Origin of the sequence: Bradyrhizobium sp. HKCCYLR20261, assembly GCF_051168435.1 — a bacterium.
Taxonomy (GTDB): Bacteria; Pseudomonadota; Alphaproteobacteria; order Rhizobiales; family Xanthobacteraceae; genus Bradyrhizobium.
Genome location: NZ_JBNPUZ010000009.1, coordinates 118,458 through 136,264 on the forward strand (window position 1 = coordinate 118,458; position 17,807 = coordinate 136,264).

Below are 17,807 nucleotides of genomic sequence, written 5' to 3' on the forward strand. Positions count from 1 at the left end.
GGGAGCCTGCAGTGCGGATGTCTGCAGCCGTCATTCCGGGGCGCAGCGCAGCATCGAACCCGGAGTCCCGAGCTGATCAGGCGATCTCGAGAGTCCGGGTTCAGCCCCTTCGGGGCTGCCCCGGACTGACGGCGTCTCAGCCAGCAACGGCCTTGCCGTCGTCGAGCAGCTTGGCCACCCTCCGCAGCGCGAGCTGATAGCCCTGGGTGCCGAAGCCCGCCATCACGCCGTCGGCGCGCTTGGAGACGAACGAGTGGTGACGGAATTCCTCGCGCTTGTGCACGTTGGAAATGTGCACCTCGATGACCGTGCCGTCGAACGCGTTGAGCGCATCGAGGATCGCGACCGACGTATGGGTGAACGCGCCTGGATTGATGACGATCCCGCCGGCCGTCTCCCGCGCCTCGTGAATCCAGTCGATCAGCTCATATTCGCGATTCGACTGGTGGAAGCGGATCTCCAGGCCGAGCTCGGCGGCAAGCGTCCTGCAGTCCCGCTCCACATCGGCCATCGTCTCGTGGCCGTAGATCTCAGGCTGGCGCTTGCCCAGCAGGTTCAGGTTGGGGCCGTTGAGAACGTAGACGAGGCGGCTCATGAGAGAACTCCGGTTGGGACTGCGCCAGCAGCGCTCCCGGGCGACTGCGGGATCTGCCGCATCGCCAAGGCGGCCGCGACGTGCTTGCCACGAAGCTCCCGCGCTTGGCAACATCCGAGCCTCCGCATGGCCCTGCCAGCGCCGAAGCCGGCTGGCTCTTCTTTCTTCCGAAGGTGCTCGCCCCGGCGACCGCGCGTCAACTTGCCTGGTCGTACTCCGCATCCGCTTCGGCCAGGCCGTTGTCGGTGTCGTCGGTGTGCCCGGTCGACGATGGTCGGGACGACAGCCCCTGGGCGCCCCGTAGCCGGATCACCATGTCGATGATGTCGACCTCGGCTTTGGCGAGGTCCATCTCACGCGTCAGCTCGCGGACCTCCTGGCCTTTGCGCGCGAGCTCGTCCGACAGGGTCACGGCCATGTTGCGCTCGGTGACGTTGCCGGAGCCGTTGACGAACGCCTTGGCCCGCATCCATTCGAGCCGCGCCCGCTGGGTGTCGCGCGCGAATTTCTGCTGCACGAAACGCCGACGGGCCTCGGCATAGGCGGTGATCAAGGCGGGCTCGGACAAGCCAAGCAGATACTCGATGGAGTGGTCCATGGGACGGCTCTCCGGTGATGCGGTCTGCTCGCGCAGATGCCGGATACCTTGACGCTCCCGATATAGCGAAAACTTTGTTGGGACGGAACCCGGCGAATGCGCGCCGGCTGCTTCCCTCGCGAGGGCAAAGACGCCTGAAGCAACGCTACCGGCTGCGCCTGGGATAGATGATCACCGACAGATAGGTCATCGGCGCCTTGATCAGCTCTTCGGGCCCGTGGCGCGCGGCGGCGTCGAAGAACAGCGCGTCGCCCGGCTCCAGCAGATACAGCCGGTCGGCATGGCGGTAGCGCACCTTGCCGGAGAGCATGTAGATGAACTCGACGCCGGCATGGCGGAAATCGGTGTAGGGGACGGCGTCGCCCTTCAGCGTGATCAGATAGGGCTCGACCACGACGTCGCCGCCGAGCGAGTGGCCGAGCAGGTCGTAGAGATGGCCGGCCTTGGTGCCGCGCCGCTCGATGCGCACGCCCTGGCCGGCTTTCACGAAGGAGCAGTCGCGCTCCTCGCCGTTCTCGCGGAACAGCCGCGCGATCGGCACGTTCAGCGCCTTGGCGAGCGCCGACAACGTCGCCAGCGATGGCGAGATCGAGCCGTTCTCGATCTTCGAGAGCATGCCCGCCGAGATGCCCGCGGCGATGCCGAGCTCGGAGACGGTGAGATCGAGATCCTTGCGCAGCCGGCGGACCTCGGCGCCGATCTCCGATTCCAGCGTCGGCGTGGCCTCTTTCGGCGCCAGCGAGCCGGTGAGCAGCTCGGGCTCCGCTGACGGCGTGTCCGCCTTGCCGCCCTTCCTGGATTGCTTCGCGGCGCCTTTCGCCACAGGAAACCTCGCTCGCTCGCCGGCGGCTTGCCGCGGCCTGACCGTTCTATTCTCTATACGCCGCAGCAGGCATCGCGGCCAGTGCGCGGGCTGGTCGTGCGCGTCGCCATCGGTCTCGCACGCTCACAGATGGGCGGAAGATCGATTTTCTTACAATGAATAAAAGTTTCTTGACGAGAACGGTTGGCTCGCTATCCTGATGGTCGGACGGGGGCCAGCCCGTCCCACAATGATGTGGATCGGAGCGGCGCATGTGCGGAATCGTCGGGCTGTTTCTCAAGGCTCCGCGGCTGGAGCCGGAACTCGGCGCCCTGCTCGGCGAGATGCTCGTCGTGATGAGCGATCGCGGTCCGGACAGCGCGGGCTTCGCCGTCTATGGCGGTCGTACCCAGGGAATGGTCAAGCTGACGATCAGCGGCGCTGATGAGGAGACCCTGCGGCGCGCGGTCGCCGAGCTCGGCAAGGCGATCGGCATGATGCCCGCGCTGACCTTGCACGACACCCATGCCGTGGTGTCGATCTGCTTCGACAAGGAAAAGGCGGCGCGCGCCTTCATCGAGAGCCGCGACGACATCAGCTTCGTCGGCGCCGGCGCGCGGATGGAATTGTACAAGGAGGTCGGCCGTCCCGATCAGGTCACGCAGCGCTTCGGCCTGTCGCGCATGACCGGCAGCCACGGCATCGGCCATACCCGCATGGCGACGGAATCGGCCGTGACGACGCGCGGCGCGCATCCGTTCTCGACCGGGCTCGATCAGTGCCTGGTGCACAACGGCTCGCTGTCGAACCACAACGGCGTGCGCCGCATGCTGCAGCGGGAGGGCATGCGCTTCGCCACCGAGAACGACACCGAGGTCGCGGCCGGCTATCTGAGCTGGCGCATCCGCGAAGGCGCTTCGCTGAAAGAGGCGCTGACCAGCAGCCTGTCCGATCTCGACGGCTTCTACACCTTCGTTGTCGGCACCGAGACCGGCTTCGCCGTGCTGCGCGACCCGATCTCCTGCAAGCCGGCCGTGATGGCCGAGACCGACGACTACGTCGCGTTCGGCTCGGAATATCGCGCGCTCGCGGGCCTGCCCGGCGTCGACAAGGCGCACATCTTCGAGCCCGAGCCCGCCACCGTCTACGTCTGGGAGCGTGGCTGATGCCGAGCTTCGATCTCGCCAAGGCGCCGCTGCGCGAGCTCAATGCCGCGCTCCACGCGCTGTCGCCAACCACCAATGAGACGCACTGGGTCGTCAGCAATCCCCAGGGCAAACACGCCGTCGCCTGCGGGCTCGACGCGCCGGTGACTGTCGAGATCGACGGGCATGTCGGCTACTACTGCGCGGGCATGAACAAAGCCGCGACGGTCGTGGTTTCCGGCAATGCCGGCGTCGGGGTCGCCGAGAACATGATGTCGGGCGAGGTCCGCGTCAAAGGCGACGCCAGCCAGTCGGCGGGCGCCACCGGCTGTGGCGGCCTGCTGGTGATCGAGGGCAATGCCTCGGCGCGCTGCGGCATCTCGATGAAGGGCATCGACATCGTCGTGAAGGGCTCGATCGGGCCGATGAGCGCGTTCATGGCGCAGGCCGGCAATCTCGTCGTGCTCGGCGATGCCGGCGACGCGCTCGGCGATTCCATCTACGAGGCGCGGCTGTTCGTGCGCGGCCGCGTCGCAAGCCTCGGCGCCGACTGCATCGAGAAGCCGATGACGGAGGAGGATCGCGCGATCCTCACCGCGGTGCTGAAGCGCGCCGGCGTCGATGCCGTGGCCGGCGACTTCAAGCTCTACGGCTCGGCGCGGCGCCTCTATCACTTCCACATCGACAATGTCGACGCTTATTGAGGCCATGCCGATGTCCGTGCCTCCGCATCGCACCCCGCCGCGCTTCTCCGCGACCTTCAACCCGAACGTGATCGCCGAGATCCAGCGCGCGGCCGCGACCGGCATCTATGACATCAGAGGCGGCGGCGCCAAGCGCGCGCTGCCGCATTTCGACGATCTCTTGTTTCTCGGCGCGTCGATCTCGCGCTATCCGCTCGAAGGCTATCGCGAGAAGTGCGGCACCGACGTCACGCTCGGCACGCGCTTCGCGAAGAAGCCGATCAAGCTGAAGATTCCCGTGACGGTCGCCGGCATGAGCTTCGGCTCGCTGTCCGGTCCCGCGAAGGAGGCGCTGGGCCGCGGTGCGTCCGCCGTCGGCACCTCGACGACGACAGGCGACGGCGGCATGACGCCGGAGGAGCGCGGGCATTCCTCGATTCTCGTCTATCAGTACCTGCCGTCGCGCTACGGCATGAACCCGGATGATCTGCGCAAGGCCGATGCGATCGAGATCGTGATCGGGCAGGGCGCCAAGCCGGGCGGCGGCGGCATGCTGCTGGGGCAGAAGATCTCAGCCCGCGTCGCCAAGATGCGCACCTTGCCGGAGGGCATCGACCAGCGCTCGGCCTGCCGGCATCCGGACTGGACCGGCCCCGACGACCTCGAGATCAAGATCGAGGAGTTGCGCGAGATCACCGATTGGGAGAAGCCGATCTATGTGAAAGTCGGCGCCAGCCGTCCCTATTACGACACGGCGCTGGCGGCGAAGTCGGGCGCCGACGTCATCGTGCTCGACGGCATGCAGGGCGGCACGGCGGCGACGCAGGATGTCTTCATCGAGAATGTCGGCCTGCCGACCTTGGCGGCGATCCGCACGGCGGTGCAGGCGCTGCAGGATCTCGGCCTGCATCGCAAGCTGCAACTGATCGTCTCCGGCGGCATCCGCACCGGCGCTGACGTCGCCAAGGCGCTCGCGCTCGGCGCCGACGCTGTTTCGGTCGGCACGGCGGCGCTGATCGCGCTCGGCGACAATGATCCGCAATGGGAGGCCGAGTACCAGAAGCTCGGCACCACGGCCGGCGCCTATGACGATTGGCAGGAGGGGCTCGATCCCGCGGGGATTACCACCCAGGATCCCGCGCTCGCCTCGCGGCTCGATCCGGTCAAGGCCGGGCGCCGGCTCGCCAACTATCTCTCTGTGCTGACCTTGGAGGCGCAGACCATCGCACGCGCCTGCGGCAAAAGCCACGTGCACAATCTCGAGCCTGAGGATCTCGTCGCCTTGACGATCGAGGCGGCGGCCATGGCTGGCGTGCCGCTTGCAGGCACCAACTGGATTCCGGGGCTCGACAAATAGGCTGGCTGTGCTGCGCGCGCCGCTGACGAGATCGACGGATTGAAGATGCCGGGGTCTTTCGAGGACTCAAAGGGGAAACCATGTCGAGTAGTCTCCATGCCGTCGCGTGCGAGCGGGGCATCAAATACTTCCTGATCTCCTACACCGACCTGTTCGGCGTCCAGCGCGCCAAGCTGGTCCCGGCCGCTGCTATCGATGGCATGGCGAAGACCGGTGCAGGCTTTGCCGGCTTTGCGACCTGGCTCGATATGACGCCGGCCGACCCCGACGTGTTCGCGATGCCCGATCCGGCGAGCCTGATCCAGCTGCCGTGGAAGCCGGAGGTCGGCTGGCTCGCCGCCGATCCCTGGATGAACGGCAAGCCGGTGGCCCACGCGCCGCGCAATCTGCTCAAGCGCATGATCGCGGACGCCGCCGCGCAGGGCTTTGAGCTGAAATCCGGCGTCGAATGCGAGTTCTTCCTGATCACGGCGGATGGCAGCGCGCCGTCCGATATCGCCGACAAGCAGTCGAAGCCGTGCTACGACCAGCAGGCGCTGATGCGCCGCTACGAGGTGATCGCCGAGATCTGCGACAGCATGCTGTCGCTGGGCTGGAAGCCGTATCAGAACGACCATGAGGACGCCAACGGCCAGTTCGAGATGAACTGGGAGTTCGACACCGCGCTCAAGACCGCCGATCGCCACGCCTTCTTCAAATACATGGTGCGCTCGATCGCCGAGAAGCACGGCCTGCGCGCCACCTTCATGCCGAAGCCGTTTGTCGACCTCACGGGCAATGGCTGCCACGCCCATGTCTCCGTGTGGAAGGACGGCCGCAATCTGTTCGAGGACGAATCCGGCGAGCTGGGCGTCTCCAAGCTGGGCTATCAGTTCCTCGGCGGCATCATGCATTCGGCCGACGCGCTGGCCGCGCTGTTCAATCCCACCGTCAACTCCTACAAGCGCATCAACGCGGCGCGGACGACGTCGGGCGCGACCTGGGCGCCGAACTCCGTCACCTATTCCGGCAACAACCGCACGCATCTGATCCGCATCCCCGAAGCCGGCCGCTTCGAGGTCCGCCTCGCCGACGGCGCCGCCAATCCCTATCTGCTGCAGGCCGGTCTGCTCGCCGCCGGCCTCGACGGCATCGCGCATGATCGCGACCCCGGCCCGCGCCTCGACATCAACATGTATACCGACGGCCACACCGTGAAGACCGGCAAGAAGCTGCCGCTCAACCTGCTCGACGCCATCCGCGCGCTGCAGGCCTCGCCGGTGCTGAGCGAGAAGCTCGGCGATTTCATTCCCTGCTACGTCAAGCTCAAGACCGAGGAATGGAATTCCTATGCGCGGCACCTGACGCAGTGGGAGCGCGAGACGACGCTGGATTGCTGATGCGGCGGCGTCCGAGAACATGACGCTGGCCATGTCATGCCGGCTCTCTCCACGTCATTGCGAGGAGCGACGCGACGAAGCAATCCAGAGTCCCGCGTGCGACTCTGGATTGCTTCGCTGCGCTCGCAATGACGTTGGAAAGAGCGGGCGTGTAGGGTGGCAAAGACAGCGCGCGGCGGAAGCCGCGCGATGGTGTGCCCACCGACTGTCTGGTTCAGCTCTATCGAGATGGTGGGCACGGCGCGCGACATCGCGGCCGACAACTCACGGCGTGCAACGCGCCTTTGCCCACCTTACGGCCGTGCGCGCTGCGCTACGTCTTCACCTCGCCGCCGAACTCCGCCGCGGCGTCGGAGAACCAGCGCCAGAAACTTTGCGACAGGCTGCGGAAGACGGCGATGTCGAAGCAGGGATGGCCGTGCTCGTCGGCATTGCGCCACATGATCGCGCCGATGTGGCCCACCACCGTGGTTGCTGCAGCACCCGGCGGGAAGGCACGGTCGTGCAGGTCGATCGGAAAGCCCTTGGCGAGGACGTCGCGGATGGCCGGGCCGCCGACGCGGACCACGGCATAGCCGCCGCTCTGGTCGACGACGGAGCCGAGCGGGCCGATCGCGGCCTTCAGCGACGGGGCGAGCAGATGGCTGCGCCCGTCGGAGACGGCGAGCCAATGCTGCGGACCGAGGCCGACGAAGGCGATGGAGTCCGTGCCCACGACGGCCGGCGTGCGTGGCAGCGTCAGGCCATAATGATGTTGGACGGCTTCGCGCAACGCAGTGTCCTGGCCCTTGCGCGCCTGCAGGGTGGCGAGGCCGAGATCCGCGCGCTCGACGATCGTCACCCGGCTGCCCTGCGGAGGCACGATGTGATCGGTCAGAGCGGCCCGCGATGACAAGCTGCTGTCAGGCATGCAGCCGCGCTCCTTCTGGATCGACAAAGACCGGTGACACCAGCTCGACCTCGGTGTCGCCATCGCGCACCGGATCATAGGCGCGCATACGCTCGCCGATCCGTTGCGGCCCGCGCTTGACGAGCGCGAGGCCGATCCAGTGACCCAGCATCGGCGAGAACGCCACCGAGGTGACGTAGCCCTCGTCATTCTCAGTGGTCGGCGCCGCGCCACGCGCGAGGATGTGGGCGCCGGCGCGCAGCCGCGCCAGCGGGTCGACGGGACGAAGGCCCACCAGCGTCGGCCGCTCGGGATCGACGAGGCCCGGGCGTTGCGCCAGCACGCGGCCGATATAGTCCTTCTTCGTTGACATCATCCGCCCCAGGCCGAGATCGGCCGCCGTGGTGGTGCCGTTGATCTCGTTGCCGGCGACATGGCCCTTCTCGATGCGCATCACGCCGAGCGCCTCGGTGCCGTAGGGCGTGATCCCGAATTCGGCGCCGGCCGCCATGATCGCGCGGATCGCCGCGTCGCCATGTTGCGCGGGCACCGCGATCTCATAGGCGAGCTCGCCGGAGAACGACACGCGGAACAGCCGCGCCGGTACGCCGCGCCAAGTGAATTCGACGCAGCCGAGATAGGGCAGCGCGGCGTTGGAGACGTCGATGGCGTCGCCGAGGAGGCGCTCCAACAGCCGCCGCGCCTGCGGGCCGGCGATGGAATATTGCGACCATTGCTCGGTGACCGAGACGAGCTGCACGTCGAGCTCCGGCCACAGCACCTGGCGCGCATGTTCGAGGTGCTGCATGACCTTGGCGGCATTGGCGGTCGTGGTCGACACGACGTAATGGTCGGGCGCGAAGCGGGCGGCGGTGCCGTCGTCCAGCACGATTCCGTCCTCGCGCAGCATCACGCCGTAGCGCGTCTTGCCGACGGGCAGGGTCGAGACCATGTTGATGTAGACGCGATCGAGGAAGAGGCCGGCATCGCTGCCCTGCACGTCGATCTTGCCGAGCGTCGACACATCGCAAACGCCGACCTTGCTGCGGACCTCGCGTACCTCGCGCGAGACGATCGGCAGCCAGTCGGCTTCTCCCGGTCGCGTGAACCATTGCGCACGCAGCCAGGCGCCGGTCTCGACGAAGCTTGCGCCGTTCTGTTCGGCCCAGGCATGGCCCGCGGTCAGCCGCGTCGGCCGGAAGTCGCGGCCGCGATGATGGCCGGCAAAGGCGCCGATCGCGACCGGCGCCACCGGCGCGCGGAACATGGTGGTGCCGATCTCGGCCATGGTGCGGCCGGTCAGCTCGGCCATCATGGCATGGCCGTTGATGTTCGAAGTCTTGCCCTGGTCGGTCGCCATGCCCAGGGTCGTGTAGCGTTTCAACAGCTCGACCGAACGGAAGCCTTCGCGCGCCGCCAGCGCGACGTCGGCGCTGGTCACGTCGTGCTGGAAATCGACGAAGGCTTTCGCGCGCGATGCGGCGACATGCCAGAATGGCGACAGTTCCACCTTGTCATCGTCGGCGCGCGGCACCGGAGGAGCGGCGCCGGCGAAGCCCGCGGCGTCCGCGGCAGCGGCGCCCAGCATGGTGCCTTGCCGGAGCGCCTCCGCGAGGCTGAACGCGCCCGATACGGCGCCGGCGATGCTTATGCCCGGTGGCAGGCCGTCAGGAACGAAGGCTGTCGCCGTCTCCGACCAGCGCGGCCGGTGACCGAGATGGGTGGTCAAGCCGAGATTGGGCGACCAGCCGGCGGACATCGCCAGCAGATCGGCGCGCAGCGTTGGCGCGCGACCGTCAGCGGTGCGGATCGTGATCGCCCGCAGGCCGTGCCGTCCGCGCGTGTCGATCACGTCGGCGCCGAGATGGACGGGGATGCCGAGCCGCGTCGCCTCGGCGCGTAGCGGTGCGGCGACGGTGGAGCGGTGATCGATGATGGCGGCGATCGTGACACCATGGCGCGCCAGATCGAACGCGGTGGTCCAGGCATCGTCACAGCCGGTGTAGATCGCGGCCTCGCGGCCGGGCGTCACCGCGAAGCGGTTGACGTAGCCGCGCACGCTGGCGGCCATCATCACGCCCGGACGGTCATTGCCACCGAACACGATCGGGCGCTCGATGGCGCCGCTGGCGAGCACGGCGCGTTTCGCGACGATCTTCCAAAGCCGCTGGCGTGGCTGATGCGGCCGCGGCTCGGCGAGATGGTCGGACACGCGCTCGAGCGCGCCATAGGTGCCGCCGTCATAGACGCCGAACACGCTGGTGCGCGTGAGGATGCGGACGTTCGGCAGCGCCATCAGTTCGTCCGCGATGCCCTCCGCCCATGTGACGCCGGGCTTGCCGTCGATTTCCCTGATGTCGGCGTTCAGCCGGCCGCCGAGGGCAAAGTCCTCGTCGCACAGGATCACGCGTGCGCCGCTGCGGCCGGCGGTCAGCGCCGCTGCGAGCCCCGCAGGTCCGCCGCCGATGACCAGCACGTCGCAGAAGGCGTTGATCTTCTCATAGCTGTCCGGATCAGCCTCTGCGCTGGCGCGGCCGAGGCCCGCCGCATGGCGGATCGCCGGCTCGTAGACCTTCTCCCAGAACGCGGCGGGCCACATGAAGGTCTTATAGTAGAAGCCGGCGACGAACAGCGGCGACAGCAGCGAGTTGATCGCGCCGATATCGTGGCGCAGCGACGGCCAGCGATTCTGGCTCCAGGCCTGCAGGCCGTCATGCAGCTCGATCGTCGTCGCGCGCGTGTTCGGCTCGCGCCGTGCGCCCGCGCGCAGCTCGACCAGCGCATTCGGCTCCTCCGGCCCGGCGGTCAGGATGCCGCGCGGGCGGTGATATTTGAAGGAGCGGCCGACCAGGCGGACGCCGTTCGCAAGCAGCGCCGAGGCCAGCGTGTCGCCGGCGTAGCCCTGATAGGAGACGTCGTCGAAGCTGAAGCGGATCGGCTTGCTACGATCGATCTGGCCGCCCGATGCAAGACGATGGAGATGCGCCGTCATGCCGCGCCCTTCCTGGCGAGCGTCGCACCGAGGATCTCGTGCGAACGCGTATCGCGCGTGACCAGCAGCCAGCTGCGGCAGCCCTGCGCGTGGTACCAGAGCTCCTGGTGCCGGCCGGCCGGGTTGTCGCGCACATACACCGCATCGAAGAAGCGCTGCGGCGCGTCGGCGGCGGCCGGATCCGGGCGCGGCTCGGGATCGCCATGATAGGCGAACTCGATCAGGTCGCGCTCGCCGCAGAAGGGGCAGGGAAGACGCATGGACGGCCCTCAATGCAGGTTCGGCTGCGCGCCCTGACCTTTTTCGTCGATCAGGTGGCCGGTGGCGAAACGGTCGAGGCGATAGGCGGATGCAACGGGATGCGGCGTGTCGCGCGCCAGCAGATGCGCGAAGCACCAGCCGGAGCCCGGCGTCGCCTTGAAGCCGCCATAGCACCAGCCGGCGTTGAGATAGAGGCCAGCCAGCGGCGTGCGGTCGATGATCGGGGAGCCGTCCATCGACATATCGACCAGACCGCCCCAGGAGCGCAGCATGCGCACGCGGCCGATCATCGGCATCAGCGCCATGCCGCCCTCGCAGACGTCCTCGATGGTCGGCAGATTGCCGCGCTGGGCATAGGAATTGTAGCCGTCGATGTCGCCGCCGAACACGAGCCCGCCCTTGTCGGACTGGCTGATGTAGAAATGGCCGGCGCCGAAGGTGATCACGCCGGGGATCAGCGGCTTGATCGCCTCGGAGACGAAGGCCTGCAGCACGTGGCTCTCGATCGGCAGCCGCAAGCCCGCAAGCTGCGCGACCCGCGAGCTGCTGCCGGCGACCGCGAGCCCGACCTTGCCGGCCTGGATGGGGCCGCGCGTCGTCGTGACGCCGGTGATGCGGTCGCCGTCGCGCAGGAAGCCGGTGACCTCGCAGTTCTGGATGATGTCGACGCCGCGATCGCTGGCCGCCCGCGCATAGCCCCAGACCACGGCATCATGGCGCGCGGTGCCGCCGCGCCGCTGCAGCAGGCCGCCCTTGATCGGAAACCGCGCATTGTCGAAATCGAGCCACGGCAGCATGCGCCGGACGGCGTCGGCATCGAGCAGCTCGGCATCGGCGCCCGCCAGCCGCATCGCATTGCCGCGCCGGGCAAAGGCATCGCGCTGCGCATCGGAGTGATAGAGGTTCAGCACGCCGCGCTGGCTGACCATCGTATTGTAGTTCAGATCCTGCTCCAGGCCTTCCCACAGCTTCATCGACCATTCGTAGAACGGCTCGTTGCCGGGCAGCAGATAATTGGAGCGGATGATCGTGGTGTTGCGGCCGGCATTGCCCGAGCCGATCCAGCCCTTCTCGACCACGGCGACGTTGCGGATGCCATGCTCCCTGGCGAGGTAGTAGGCGGTCGCGAGCCCATGCCCGCCGCCACCGACGATGATCACGTCGTAGCTCGCTTTCGGAGCGGCGTCGCGCCAGGCCGGCTGCCAGTCGCGATGACCACGCAGGGCCTGGCGGGCGAGGGAGAATAGCGAGTAGCGCATGCGCGTGGGACCACCGGATTGCGTCGGGCACTGTGCGTTGCTATGGCAGGGCGGACATGTCCAGAAACGACCAGAAGATGTCGAAAAACGACGAGGCGCGGGTACACCGCGTCGGCTTCCTGCTCATCCCGGGCTTCGCGCTGATGTCCTATGCGTCGGCCGTCGAGCCGCTGCGCGCTGCCAACGTGCTCAGCGGCCGGACGCTCTATCGCTGGCGTCACGTGGCTATCCGCGGCTCCGACATCCCGGCGTCGAATGGCGTGCGCATCCCGGCCGACGCGACGATCGGAAGCGCGGCGCGGTTCGACTCGATCGTGGTGTGCGTCGGCGGCAATCCGGCGGCGTTTTCACATCCGCCGACGCTGGCCTATCTCCGACGCGCCACGCGCTACGGCATCCGCTTGATCGGGGTCTCCGCCGGCCCGTTCATCCTGGCGCAGGCGGGATTGCTGCAGGGCTATCGCTGCACGATCCACTGGGAGCACATGCCGGCGTTCCGGGAGACGTTTCCGGCGCTGCCGCTCAGCCGCTCGCTGTTCGAGATCGACCGCGACCGCTTCACCTGTGCCGGCGGCATCGCCGCGCTCGACATGATGCATGCGATGATCCGGATCGATCACGGCGCGCGTCTCGCGTCGGCTGTCAGCGACTGGTTTCTGCAGACCGAGATCCGCCGTGGCGAGGCCGCGCAGCGGCTGTCGCCGGCGGAGCGTTTCGGCGTGCATCACCCCAAGCTGGTCGATGCGCTCTCGCGGATGGAGAAGCGGATCGAGCGGCCGCTCGCACCCGCGGAGCTGGCACGTCTCGCCGGACTCTCGTTGCGGCAGCTCGAGCGTCTGTTCGTCCGGCATCTCGGCACCACGATCCACCGCCGCTATCTCTTGGTCCGGCTCGAGCAGGCGCGGGTGCTGCTGCGCCAGAGCACGATGGCGATCGGCGAGGTCGCGCTGGCAACAGGCTTTGCCACGCCGATGCATTTCGCGCGCTGCTATCGCCGCCAGTTCGGCCTCGCGCCGCGCGAGGAGCGCGTGGCGCGCTGATGCTGAGCGTGCATGTCAGCCGAGTTGCGCCAGCAGGGCCTCGCGTGCCTCGGAGATGCGTCGATACATGTCGTTGCTGCCGCCGGCGTCGGGATGCGCTGATTTGGCGAGCCGGCGGAACGCGGCGTTGATCTCCGTTGCCACCAGCCGGCCTTGCGGCGGAAGACCCAGGATGGTGCGAAAGGCGTCGTCCTCGTCGTCGCGCGAAAGCTGATCCAGCAGTGCGCGCCGTGCCGCGCGCGCCTCGCGCCGGAGCGTATCCTGATCCTCGCGCCAGCGCTGCTGGGACATCACGAGGCAGGCGCCGAAGGCGATCCGGCCGTGCGTCTCCAACTCGTCGAGGCTGAACGGCCCGACGACGTCATAGGGCGGCGCCAGCCGCGCGAGCCGTCCGTCCGCTTCATCAACGACAGGGGCGAGCCGGACCGTATCGACGATCCCCATCGTGCCGTTCCAGATCACCCATTCCGCCGAGAGTGTCATGCTGCCGATCTCGCCGAGTCGATCTCCCGCCGGAGCATGCGAGGCGATCAGGCCGACGTCCGGGCCGGCTTGAGCGGCCCGACATCGACCTGAATCTCATCGCCTGCGATCTGCAGCGGATAGGAATGCAGCGCGTTGCGGACGAGATGCGTGACGCATTTGCCGCTGACACTGTCGAAGCCCCATTGATGATGCGGGCAGGTGATGGTCTTGCCGTCGAAGGTGGCCTCGGTCAGCGGCACGTCGGCATGCGGGCAGCGGCCGCGCCACGCGGTGAGCTGGCCGCCGGCGGGCCAGAGCAGCAGCACGCTCTTCTTGCCGACCTGAAACAGGCCCATGCCGCCTTCGGAAACTGCGCTTGTCGGACAGACGACAGTGAAAGCCATGGGAAGGTCCGTGAAACGTGACGCCGGATCGTTTCACGCAAGTTCTGGACCAGCCGATTATGCGACCGATCAGCGTAAGTTTGTCGCGAACGCGACATGCCGAAAGGGTCTCGTCTTTCAGCTGTGGAGTGCGCTCCACCAAAGACAACGCCGCCCCGTGGGCGGCGTCTCTCGATCGCGATGGCAACGTGAACCGGCTGTGGCCTATTCCTTCCGCTCCGAGGTCCAGCCCTTGTACTCCGCGACATTGTCCCGGGTGATCAGCTTGGAGGGCAAGAGCTCGACGGTGGAGGCGGGCTTCTGGCCGTTGAGCAGGCCGACGCCGATCTGCACGGCGCGGCGGGCCATGAAGAACGGGTCCTGCGAGGCTGAGGCCTGGATCTGCTTGGTGGCGGGGTCCTTCAGCGCCGCCTCGATGTCGGGGGCGCCGTCGACGGCGGTGATGATGATGCCGGTGCGCTGCTGCTGGCGTGCGGCGAGATCGGTGCCGATCGCCTGCGGATCGTTGATCGCGAAGATGGCGTCGATCTTGGCAAAGCGCGTCAGGTAGCCCTGCGTCACCGTGAGGCCACCCTCGCGCGAGCCCTTGCCGTCCTGGTCGCTCGACAGCACCTTGATGCCCGGCGCCTTGGCGAACACGCTCTTGCAGCCGTTGACGCGATCGATCACCGCCGACACCTGCGGACCGTTCTGGATGATGACGTCGCCTTTGCCGCCGAGCTTGTCGACGATGTACTGGCACGAAATCTCGCCGGCCTGCACGTTGTTGGTGGTCACGATGGCATCGGCGCCTTCGGCGGCGGTGTCGACCGCGACGACGAGAATGCCTGCCGCCTGCGCCTTCCTGATCGCGGGGCCGATCGCCTTGGGATCGCCGGGGTTGAGCAGGATCATGTCGACGCCCGCGGCGATGAAATTGTCGATCTGGGTGACCTGCTTGCCGAGATCATATTCGAAGCCGACCGTGGTGATCTTGACGTTCGGGTTGGTCTTCTTGGCCTCGAACTCCGCGCCCTTCGACAGGGCGACGAAGAACGGGTTGCCGAGCGAGCCGAGCGAGATGCCGATCGATTTCAGCTCCTTGGCCGAGGACGGCGCGGAGCTCATGACAAGCGCCAGCGCGGCACCGGCGAGCGATATCGTCTTCAACATGGGTGTCCTCCCTGGTCCTTGGCTTGTTGTCTACGCACGGCGGACCAGTGGCCGTGGAAGAATGCGTTGCGGCGAGCGCGGGCTCGCCGTTAATTCTCAGGTGCGGGCCGAGCCTTGCAGGCGGTAGCGGTCGAGCGCGACGGCGCCGATGATGACGAGGCCCTTGATGACGTACTGCCAGATGTCGGAGACGCCGACGAGGATGAGCCCGTTCGACAACACGGCAATGATGAGGGCGCCGACCAAGGTGCCCCAGATCGAGCCTATGCCGCCGACGAAGGAGGTGCCGCCGAGGATGACGGCGGTGATGGCGTCGAGCTCGTAGGATTGGCCGAGCTGCAGGCCGTTCGCGGCATAGAGCCGCGCCGCCTGCATGCCGCCGCCGAGGCCGGCGAGCAGGCCCGACATGCCGTAGACGAACATCAGCACGGCCCAGACCTTGATGCCGGCGAGCCGCGCCGCGCTCTCATTGCCGCCGACGGCATAGATGTGTACGCCGAGCACGGTGCGGCGCAGGATCAGCCATGAGCCGAGAATAACCAGCAGCGCGATCACTGACAGCCATGGGATCGAGACGATTCCGGGAATGATCGTCAGCGAGGCATTGCCGATGAACGCGTAAGGGATCTCAGGATTGAACACGGTGGTGTCGGCGCCCATCAGCCGGGCAAGGCCGCGCACGGCGGTGAGCGATCCGAGCGTGACGATGAACGGCGGAAGCCGCAGCAGCGCGATCAGCGCGCCGTTGACGATGCCAAAGGCGAACCCGGTCAGCACGGCCGCGGGCAGCCACAGCGCGCCGAGCTCCGGCATTTTCGACACCGTCAGGCCGGCCATCGCGGCGGCGGCGAGGATCGAGCCGACCGAGAGGTCGATGCCGCCGGTCAGGATCACGAATGTCATGCCCGCAGCGAGCACCGTGTTCACCGCGGCCTGCTGCAGCACGATGCCGAGATTCTGCCCGGTGAAGAAGCGGCCGTCGGACAGCATGTGGAAGCCGATACACAGGATCAGCAGCACCGGCAGCATGCCGGCGGCGCGGATCATCAGCCGCAGGCGCTGCTGCTTGTTGTCAGTCGCGGACGGCAACCCAGCGGCCGGCGCGGTCTTGGCTTGCGCTGTGTTGTCAGGCATCGACGTGCTCCGTCCCGGTGGCCAGCGCCATGATGTCTTCCTGAGTGATCGGCGAAGTCGCGCTCTGCCGCAGCTCGCCGGTGAGATGTCCCTCGCGCATCACCAGCACGCGGTCGCAGATACCGAGGATCTCCGGCAGGTCGGAGGAAATCACCAGGATCGCGGTGCCGGACTTGGCGAGATTGTCGATGATCGAATAGATCTCGGACTTGGCGCCGACATCGACGCCGCGGGTCGGCTCGTCGAGGATCAGCACCTTCGGCGCGGTCGCGAGCAGTCGCGACAGCAGCACCTTTTGCTGATTGCCGCCGGAGAGTCCGCCGACGGTGACGCCCGGATTGGGCGCGCGGATGCCCAGTGCAGAAAACGCCTCGTCGGCGCGTGTGCGCGCCTTGTCGCGATCGAGAATGCCGCCAAGCCGGGCGTCGCGGCCGATCACCGCGAGGTTGATGTTGTCGGCGCAGGACATGTCGAGGAACAGGCCGAGCGCCTTGCGGTCCTCGGTGAGATAGGCGATCCCGGCATCGAGCGCGTCGCGCGGTGTCGTGATCTCGATCCGCTCGCCGTCGAGCTCGAGATGTCCCGTGGTCTTCGCTGTCGCGCCGATGATGAGATGCGCCAGCTCGGTGCGTCCCGCGCCGATCAGCCCGGCGAGGCCGACGACCTCGCCGGCGTGCACGGTGAGCGAGCAGTTCCTGACGCGGTGGCCATCGCCGAGATCGACGGCTGTCAGCACGGCGCGATCGCGCCTGGCATGCGGATCGTGATCCTTCTTGTAGAACGAGGAGACGTCGCGGCCGACCATCATGCGCACGATGCTGTCGGCGCGGATCTCGGGCTTGTCGAGCGAGCCGACCAGGCGGCCGTCGCGCAGCACGGTGACGCGATCTCCGAGCGCATAGACCTCGTCCATGCGGTGCGAGATGTAGATGATGGCGAGGCCTTCGCCGCGGAGCTGCCGGATCAGCGCGAACAGCTTCTCGCTCTCGCCGGCCGACAGCGAGGTGGTCGGCTCGTCCATGATCAGGATCTTGGAGCGCGCATGCAGCGCGCGGGCGATCTCGACCAACTGGCGCTGGCCCATCGACAGCTCGCCGACCAAGGTCGAAGCAGTGAAGTCGGCACCGAGCCGCGCCAGGATCGGGCCGACGCCCTCGCGCATCGCGCCGCGCGCCAGCAGGCCGGTCTGCGACAGCTCGCGGCCGAGATAGATGTTTTCGGCGACCGTCAGGTTCGGCGCCAGCGACAACTCCTGGTAGATGATCGAAATGCCCGCGGCGCGGCCGCCGAGCGGCCCCTCGATGCGCGCCACCTGGCCCTCGATGCGGATCTCGCCACCGGGATCGGGCCGATAGGCGCCGGACAGGATCTTCATCAAGGTGGATTTGCCGGCGCCGTTTTCGCCCATCAGCGCATGGACTTCGCCGGCATAGACGGTCAGGTCCACCTTCTGCAGGGCCTTGATGGCGAAGAATGACTTCGACACCCCGCGCATCTCGAGGATCGGACCGTTCATCGTGCCTCCCAACGCACGTCGTCTTATCGTCCGCTGCTCGTTGATGTCGGCAGCGGGGACGCCATTAAACTAGAGGCTGTTGCCGAATACAATATGAAAGACAAACCGCAGGCATTTGCGGGTGGAGTCGAAAGCC

At 67.3% G+C, this 17,807-nt stretch carries 17 protein-coding genes; 5 read left to right on the forward strand and 12 right to left on the reverse strand.

Annotated features, from left to right (window positions below):
* Positions 1-136: 136 nt before the first annotated feature.
* The 3 genes from aroQ to ACQR1L_RS21845 form a co-directional block, all read right to left on the reverse strand.
* Positions 137-595 carry a type II 3-dehydroquinate dehydratase gene (gene aroQ, locus ACQR1L_RS21835; protein WP_434859971.1) on the reverse strand — a complete coding sequence of 153 codons (459 nt, stop codon included), beginning with the start codon at positions 593-595 and terminating at the stop codon, positions 137-139.
* A gap of 196 nt (positions 596-791) precedes the next feature.
* Positions 792-1,193 carry a hypothetical protein gene (locus tag ACQR1L_RS21840; RefSeq protein WP_434859972.1) on the reverse strand — a complete coding sequence of 134 codons (402 nt, stop codon included), beginning with the start codon at positions 1,191-1,193 and terminating at the stop codon, positions 792-794.
* A gap of 145 nt (positions 1,194-1,338) precedes the next feature.
* Positions 1,339-2,016, reverse strand: a complete 678-nt coding sequence (locus ACQR1L_RS21845; RefSeq protein ID WP_434859973.1) for a helix-turn-helix domain-containing protein — start codon at positions 2,014-2,016, stop codon at positions 1,339-1,341.
* Positions 2,017-2,267: 251 nt separating this feature from the next.
* On the opposite strand from ACQR1L_RS21845, the gene ACQR1L_RS21850 reads away from it, so the two are divergent.
* The 4 genes from ACQR1L_RS21850 (at position 2,268) to glnT (ending at position 6,559) form a co-directional block, all read left to right on the forward strand.
* Positions 2,268-3,161: a class II glutamine amidotransferase gene (locus tag ACQR1L_RS21850; protein ID WP_434859974.1), complete on the forward strand. Its 894-nt coding sequence runs from the start codon at positions 2,268-2,270 to the stop codon at positions 3,159-3,161.
* Positions 3,161-3,844, forward strand: coding sequence for a protein glxC (locus ACQR1L_RS21855; RefSeq protein WP_434859975.1), 684 nt, complete (start codon positions 3,161-3,163; stop codon positions 3,842-3,844). Before ACQR1L_RS21850 ends, ACQR1L_RS21855 begins: the two co-directional genes overlap by 1 nt.
* A gap of 10 nt (positions 3,845-3,854) precedes the next feature.
* Positions 3,855-5,180, forward strand: a complete 1,326-nt coding sequence (locus ACQR1L_RS21860; protein WP_434859976.1) for an FMN-binding glutamate synthase family protein — start codon at positions 3,855-3,857, stop codon at positions 5,178-5,180.
* Positions 5,181-5,260: 80 nt separating this feature from the next.
* The gene (glnT, locus tag ACQR1L_RS21865; protein ID WP_434859977.1) at positions 5,261-6,559 is read left to right on the forward strand and encodes a type III glutamate--ammonia ligase; all 1,299 of its coding nucleotides are present in this window, start codon (positions 5,261-5,263) and stop codon (positions 6,557-6,559) included.
* A 313-nt stretch (positions 6,560-6,872) separates the two neighbouring features.
* Here glnT and ACQR1L_RS21870 read toward each other — a convergent pair whose 3' ends face one another.
* The 4 genes from ACQR1L_RS21870 to ACQR1L_RS21885 are packed head-to-tail and all read right to left on the reverse strand — an operon-like array spanning position 6,873 to position 11,960.
* On the reverse strand, positions 6,873-7,469 hold the full coding sequence (locus ACQR1L_RS21870) for a sarcosine oxidase subunit gamma (RefSeq protein WP_434859978.1): 597 nt from the start codon (positions 7,467-7,469) through the stop codon (positions 6,873-6,875).
* Positions 7,462-10,440, reverse strand: a complete 2,979-nt coding sequence (locus ACQR1L_RS21875) for a sarcosine oxidase subunit alpha family protein (protein WP_434859979.1) — start codon at positions 10,438-10,440, stop codon at positions 7,462-7,464. Before ACQR1L_RS21875 ends, ACQR1L_RS21870 begins: the two co-directional genes overlap by 8 nt.
* Positions 10,437-10,700, reverse strand: coding sequence for a sarcosine oxidase subunit delta (locus ACQR1L_RS21880; RefSeq protein WP_434859980.1), 264 nt, complete (start codon positions 10,698-10,700; stop codon positions 10,437-10,439). Before ACQR1L_RS21880 ends, ACQR1L_RS21875 begins: the two co-directional genes overlap by 4 nt.
* Before the next feature lie 9 nt (positions 10,701-10,709).
* On the reverse strand, positions 10,710-11,960 hold the full coding sequence (locus tag ACQR1L_RS21885; protein WP_434859981.1) for a sarcosine oxidase subunit beta family protein: 1,251 nt from the start codon (positions 11,958-11,960) through the stop codon (positions 10,710-10,712).
* Positions 11,961-12,016: 56 nt separating this feature from the next.
* Here ACQR1L_RS21885 and ACQR1L_RS21890 point away from each other — a divergent pair, with 56 nt between their 5' ends.
* Positions 12,017-13,000, forward strand: coding sequence for a GlxA family transcriptional regulator (locus ACQR1L_RS21890; RefSeq protein WP_434859982.1), 984 nt, complete (start codon positions 12,017-12,019; stop codon positions 12,998-13,000).
* Positions 13,001-13,015: 15 nt separating this feature from the next.
* Here ACQR1L_RS21890 and ACQR1L_RS21895 read toward each other — a convergent pair whose 3' ends face one another.
* The 5 genes from ACQR1L_RS21895 to ACQR1L_RS21915 form a co-directional block, all read right to left on the reverse strand.
* Complete coding sequence (locus ACQR1L_RS21895; protein WP_434859983.1) at positions 13,016-13,483, reverse strand: J domain-containing protein; 468 nt, start codon at positions 13,481-13,483, stop codon at positions 13,016-13,018.
* A 47-nt stretch (positions 13,484-13,530) separates the two neighbouring features.
* The gene (locus tag ACQR1L_RS21900; protein WP_434859984.1) at positions 13,531-13,869 is read right to left on the reverse strand and encodes a Rieske 2Fe-2S domain-containing protein; all 339 of its coding nucleotides are present in this window, start codon (positions 13,867-13,869) and stop codon (positions 13,531-13,533) included.
* Positions 13,870-14,073: 204 nt separating this feature from the next.
* Positions 14,074-15,021, reverse strand: coding sequence for an ABC transporter substrate-binding protein (locus ACQR1L_RS21905; protein ID WP_434859985.1), 948 nt, complete (start codon positions 15,019-15,021; stop codon positions 14,074-14,076).
* Positions 15,022-15,117: 96 nt separating this feature from the next.
* Positions 15,118-16,155, reverse strand: coding sequence for an ABC transporter permease subunit (locus tag ACQR1L_RS21910; RefSeq protein ID WP_434859986.1), 1,038 nt, complete (start codon positions 16,153-16,155; stop codon positions 15,118-15,120).
* On the reverse strand, positions 16,148-17,671 hold the full coding sequence (locus tag ACQR1L_RS21915) for a sugar ABC transporter ATP-binding protein (protein WP_434859987.1): 1,524 nt from the start codon (positions 17,669-17,671) through the stop codon (positions 16,148-16,150). Before ACQR1L_RS21915 ends, ACQR1L_RS21910 begins: the two co-directional genes overlap by 8 nt.
* Positions 17,672-17,807 lie beyond the last annotated feature (136 nt).

Excerpts from the sequence above, each read along its gene's own strand:
- aroQ (WP_434859971.1), bottom strand. The coding sequence starts at position 595 with ATGAGCCGCCTCGTCTACGTTCTCAACGGCCCCAACCTGAACCTGCTG.
- ACQR1L_RS21840 (WP_434859972.1), bottom strand. The coding sequence starts at position 1,193 with ATGGACCACTCCATCGAGTATCTGCTTGGCTTGTCCGAGCCCGCCTTG.
- ACQR1L_RS21850 (WP_434859974.1), top strand. The coding sequence starts at position 2,268 with ATGTGCGGAATCGTCGGGCTGTTTCTCAAGGCTCCGCGGCTGGAGCCG.
- ACQR1L_RS21855 (WP_434859975.1), top strand. The coding sequence starts at position 3,161 with ATGCCGAGCTTCGATCTCGCCAAGGCGCCGCTGCGCGAGCTCAATGCC.
- ACQR1L_RS21860 (WP_434859976.1), top strand. The coding sequence starts at position 3,855 with ATGTCCGTGCCTCCGCATCGCACCCCGCCGCGCTTCTCCGCGACCTTC.
- glnT (WP_434859977.1), top strand. The coding sequence starts at position 5,261 with ATGTCGAGTAGTCTCCATGCCGTCGCGTGCGAGCGGGGCATCAAATAC.
- ACQR1L_RS21870 (WP_434859978.1), bottom strand. The coding sequence starts at position 7,469 with ATGCCTGACAGCAGCTTGTCATCGCGGGCCGCTCTGACCGATCACATC.
- ACQR1L_RS21875 (WP_434859979.1), bottom strand. The coding sequence starts at position 10,440 with ATGACGGCGCATCTCCATCGTCTTGCATCGGGCGGCCAGATCGATCGT.
- ACQR1L_RS21880 (WP_434859980.1), bottom strand. The coding sequence starts at position 10,700 with ATGCGTCTTCCCTGCCCCTTCTGCGGCGAGCGCGACCTGATCGAGTTC.
- ACQR1L_RS21885 (WP_434859981.1), bottom strand. The coding sequence starts at position 11,960 with ATGCGCTACTCGCTATTCTCCCTCGCCCGCCAGGCCCTGCGTGGTCAT.
- ACQR1L_RS21890 (WP_434859982.1), top strand. The coding sequence starts at position 12,017 with ATGTCCAGAAACGACCAGAAGATGTCGAAAAACGACGAGGCGCGGGTA.
- ACQR1L_RS21895 (WP_434859983.1), bottom strand. The coding sequence starts at position 13,483 with ATGACACTCTCGGCGGAATGGGTGATCTGGAACGGCACGATGGGGATC.
- ACQR1L_RS21900 (WP_434859984.1), bottom strand. The coding sequence starts at position 13,869 with ATGGCTTTCACTGTCGTCTGTCCGACAAGCGCAGTTTCCGAAGGCGGC.
- ACQR1L_RS21905 (WP_434859985.1), bottom strand. The coding sequence starts at position 15,021 with ATGTTGAAGACGATATCGCTCGCCGGTGCCGCGCTGGCGCTTGTCATG.
- ACQR1L_RS21910 (WP_434859986.1), bottom strand. The coding sequence starts at position 16,155 with ATGCCTGACAACACAGCGCAAGCCAAGACCGCGCCGGCCGCTGGGTTG.
- ACQR1L_RS21915 (WP_434859987.1), bottom strand. The coding sequence starts at position 17,671 with ATGAACGGTCCGATCCTCGAGATGCGCGGGGTGTCGAAGTCATTCTTC.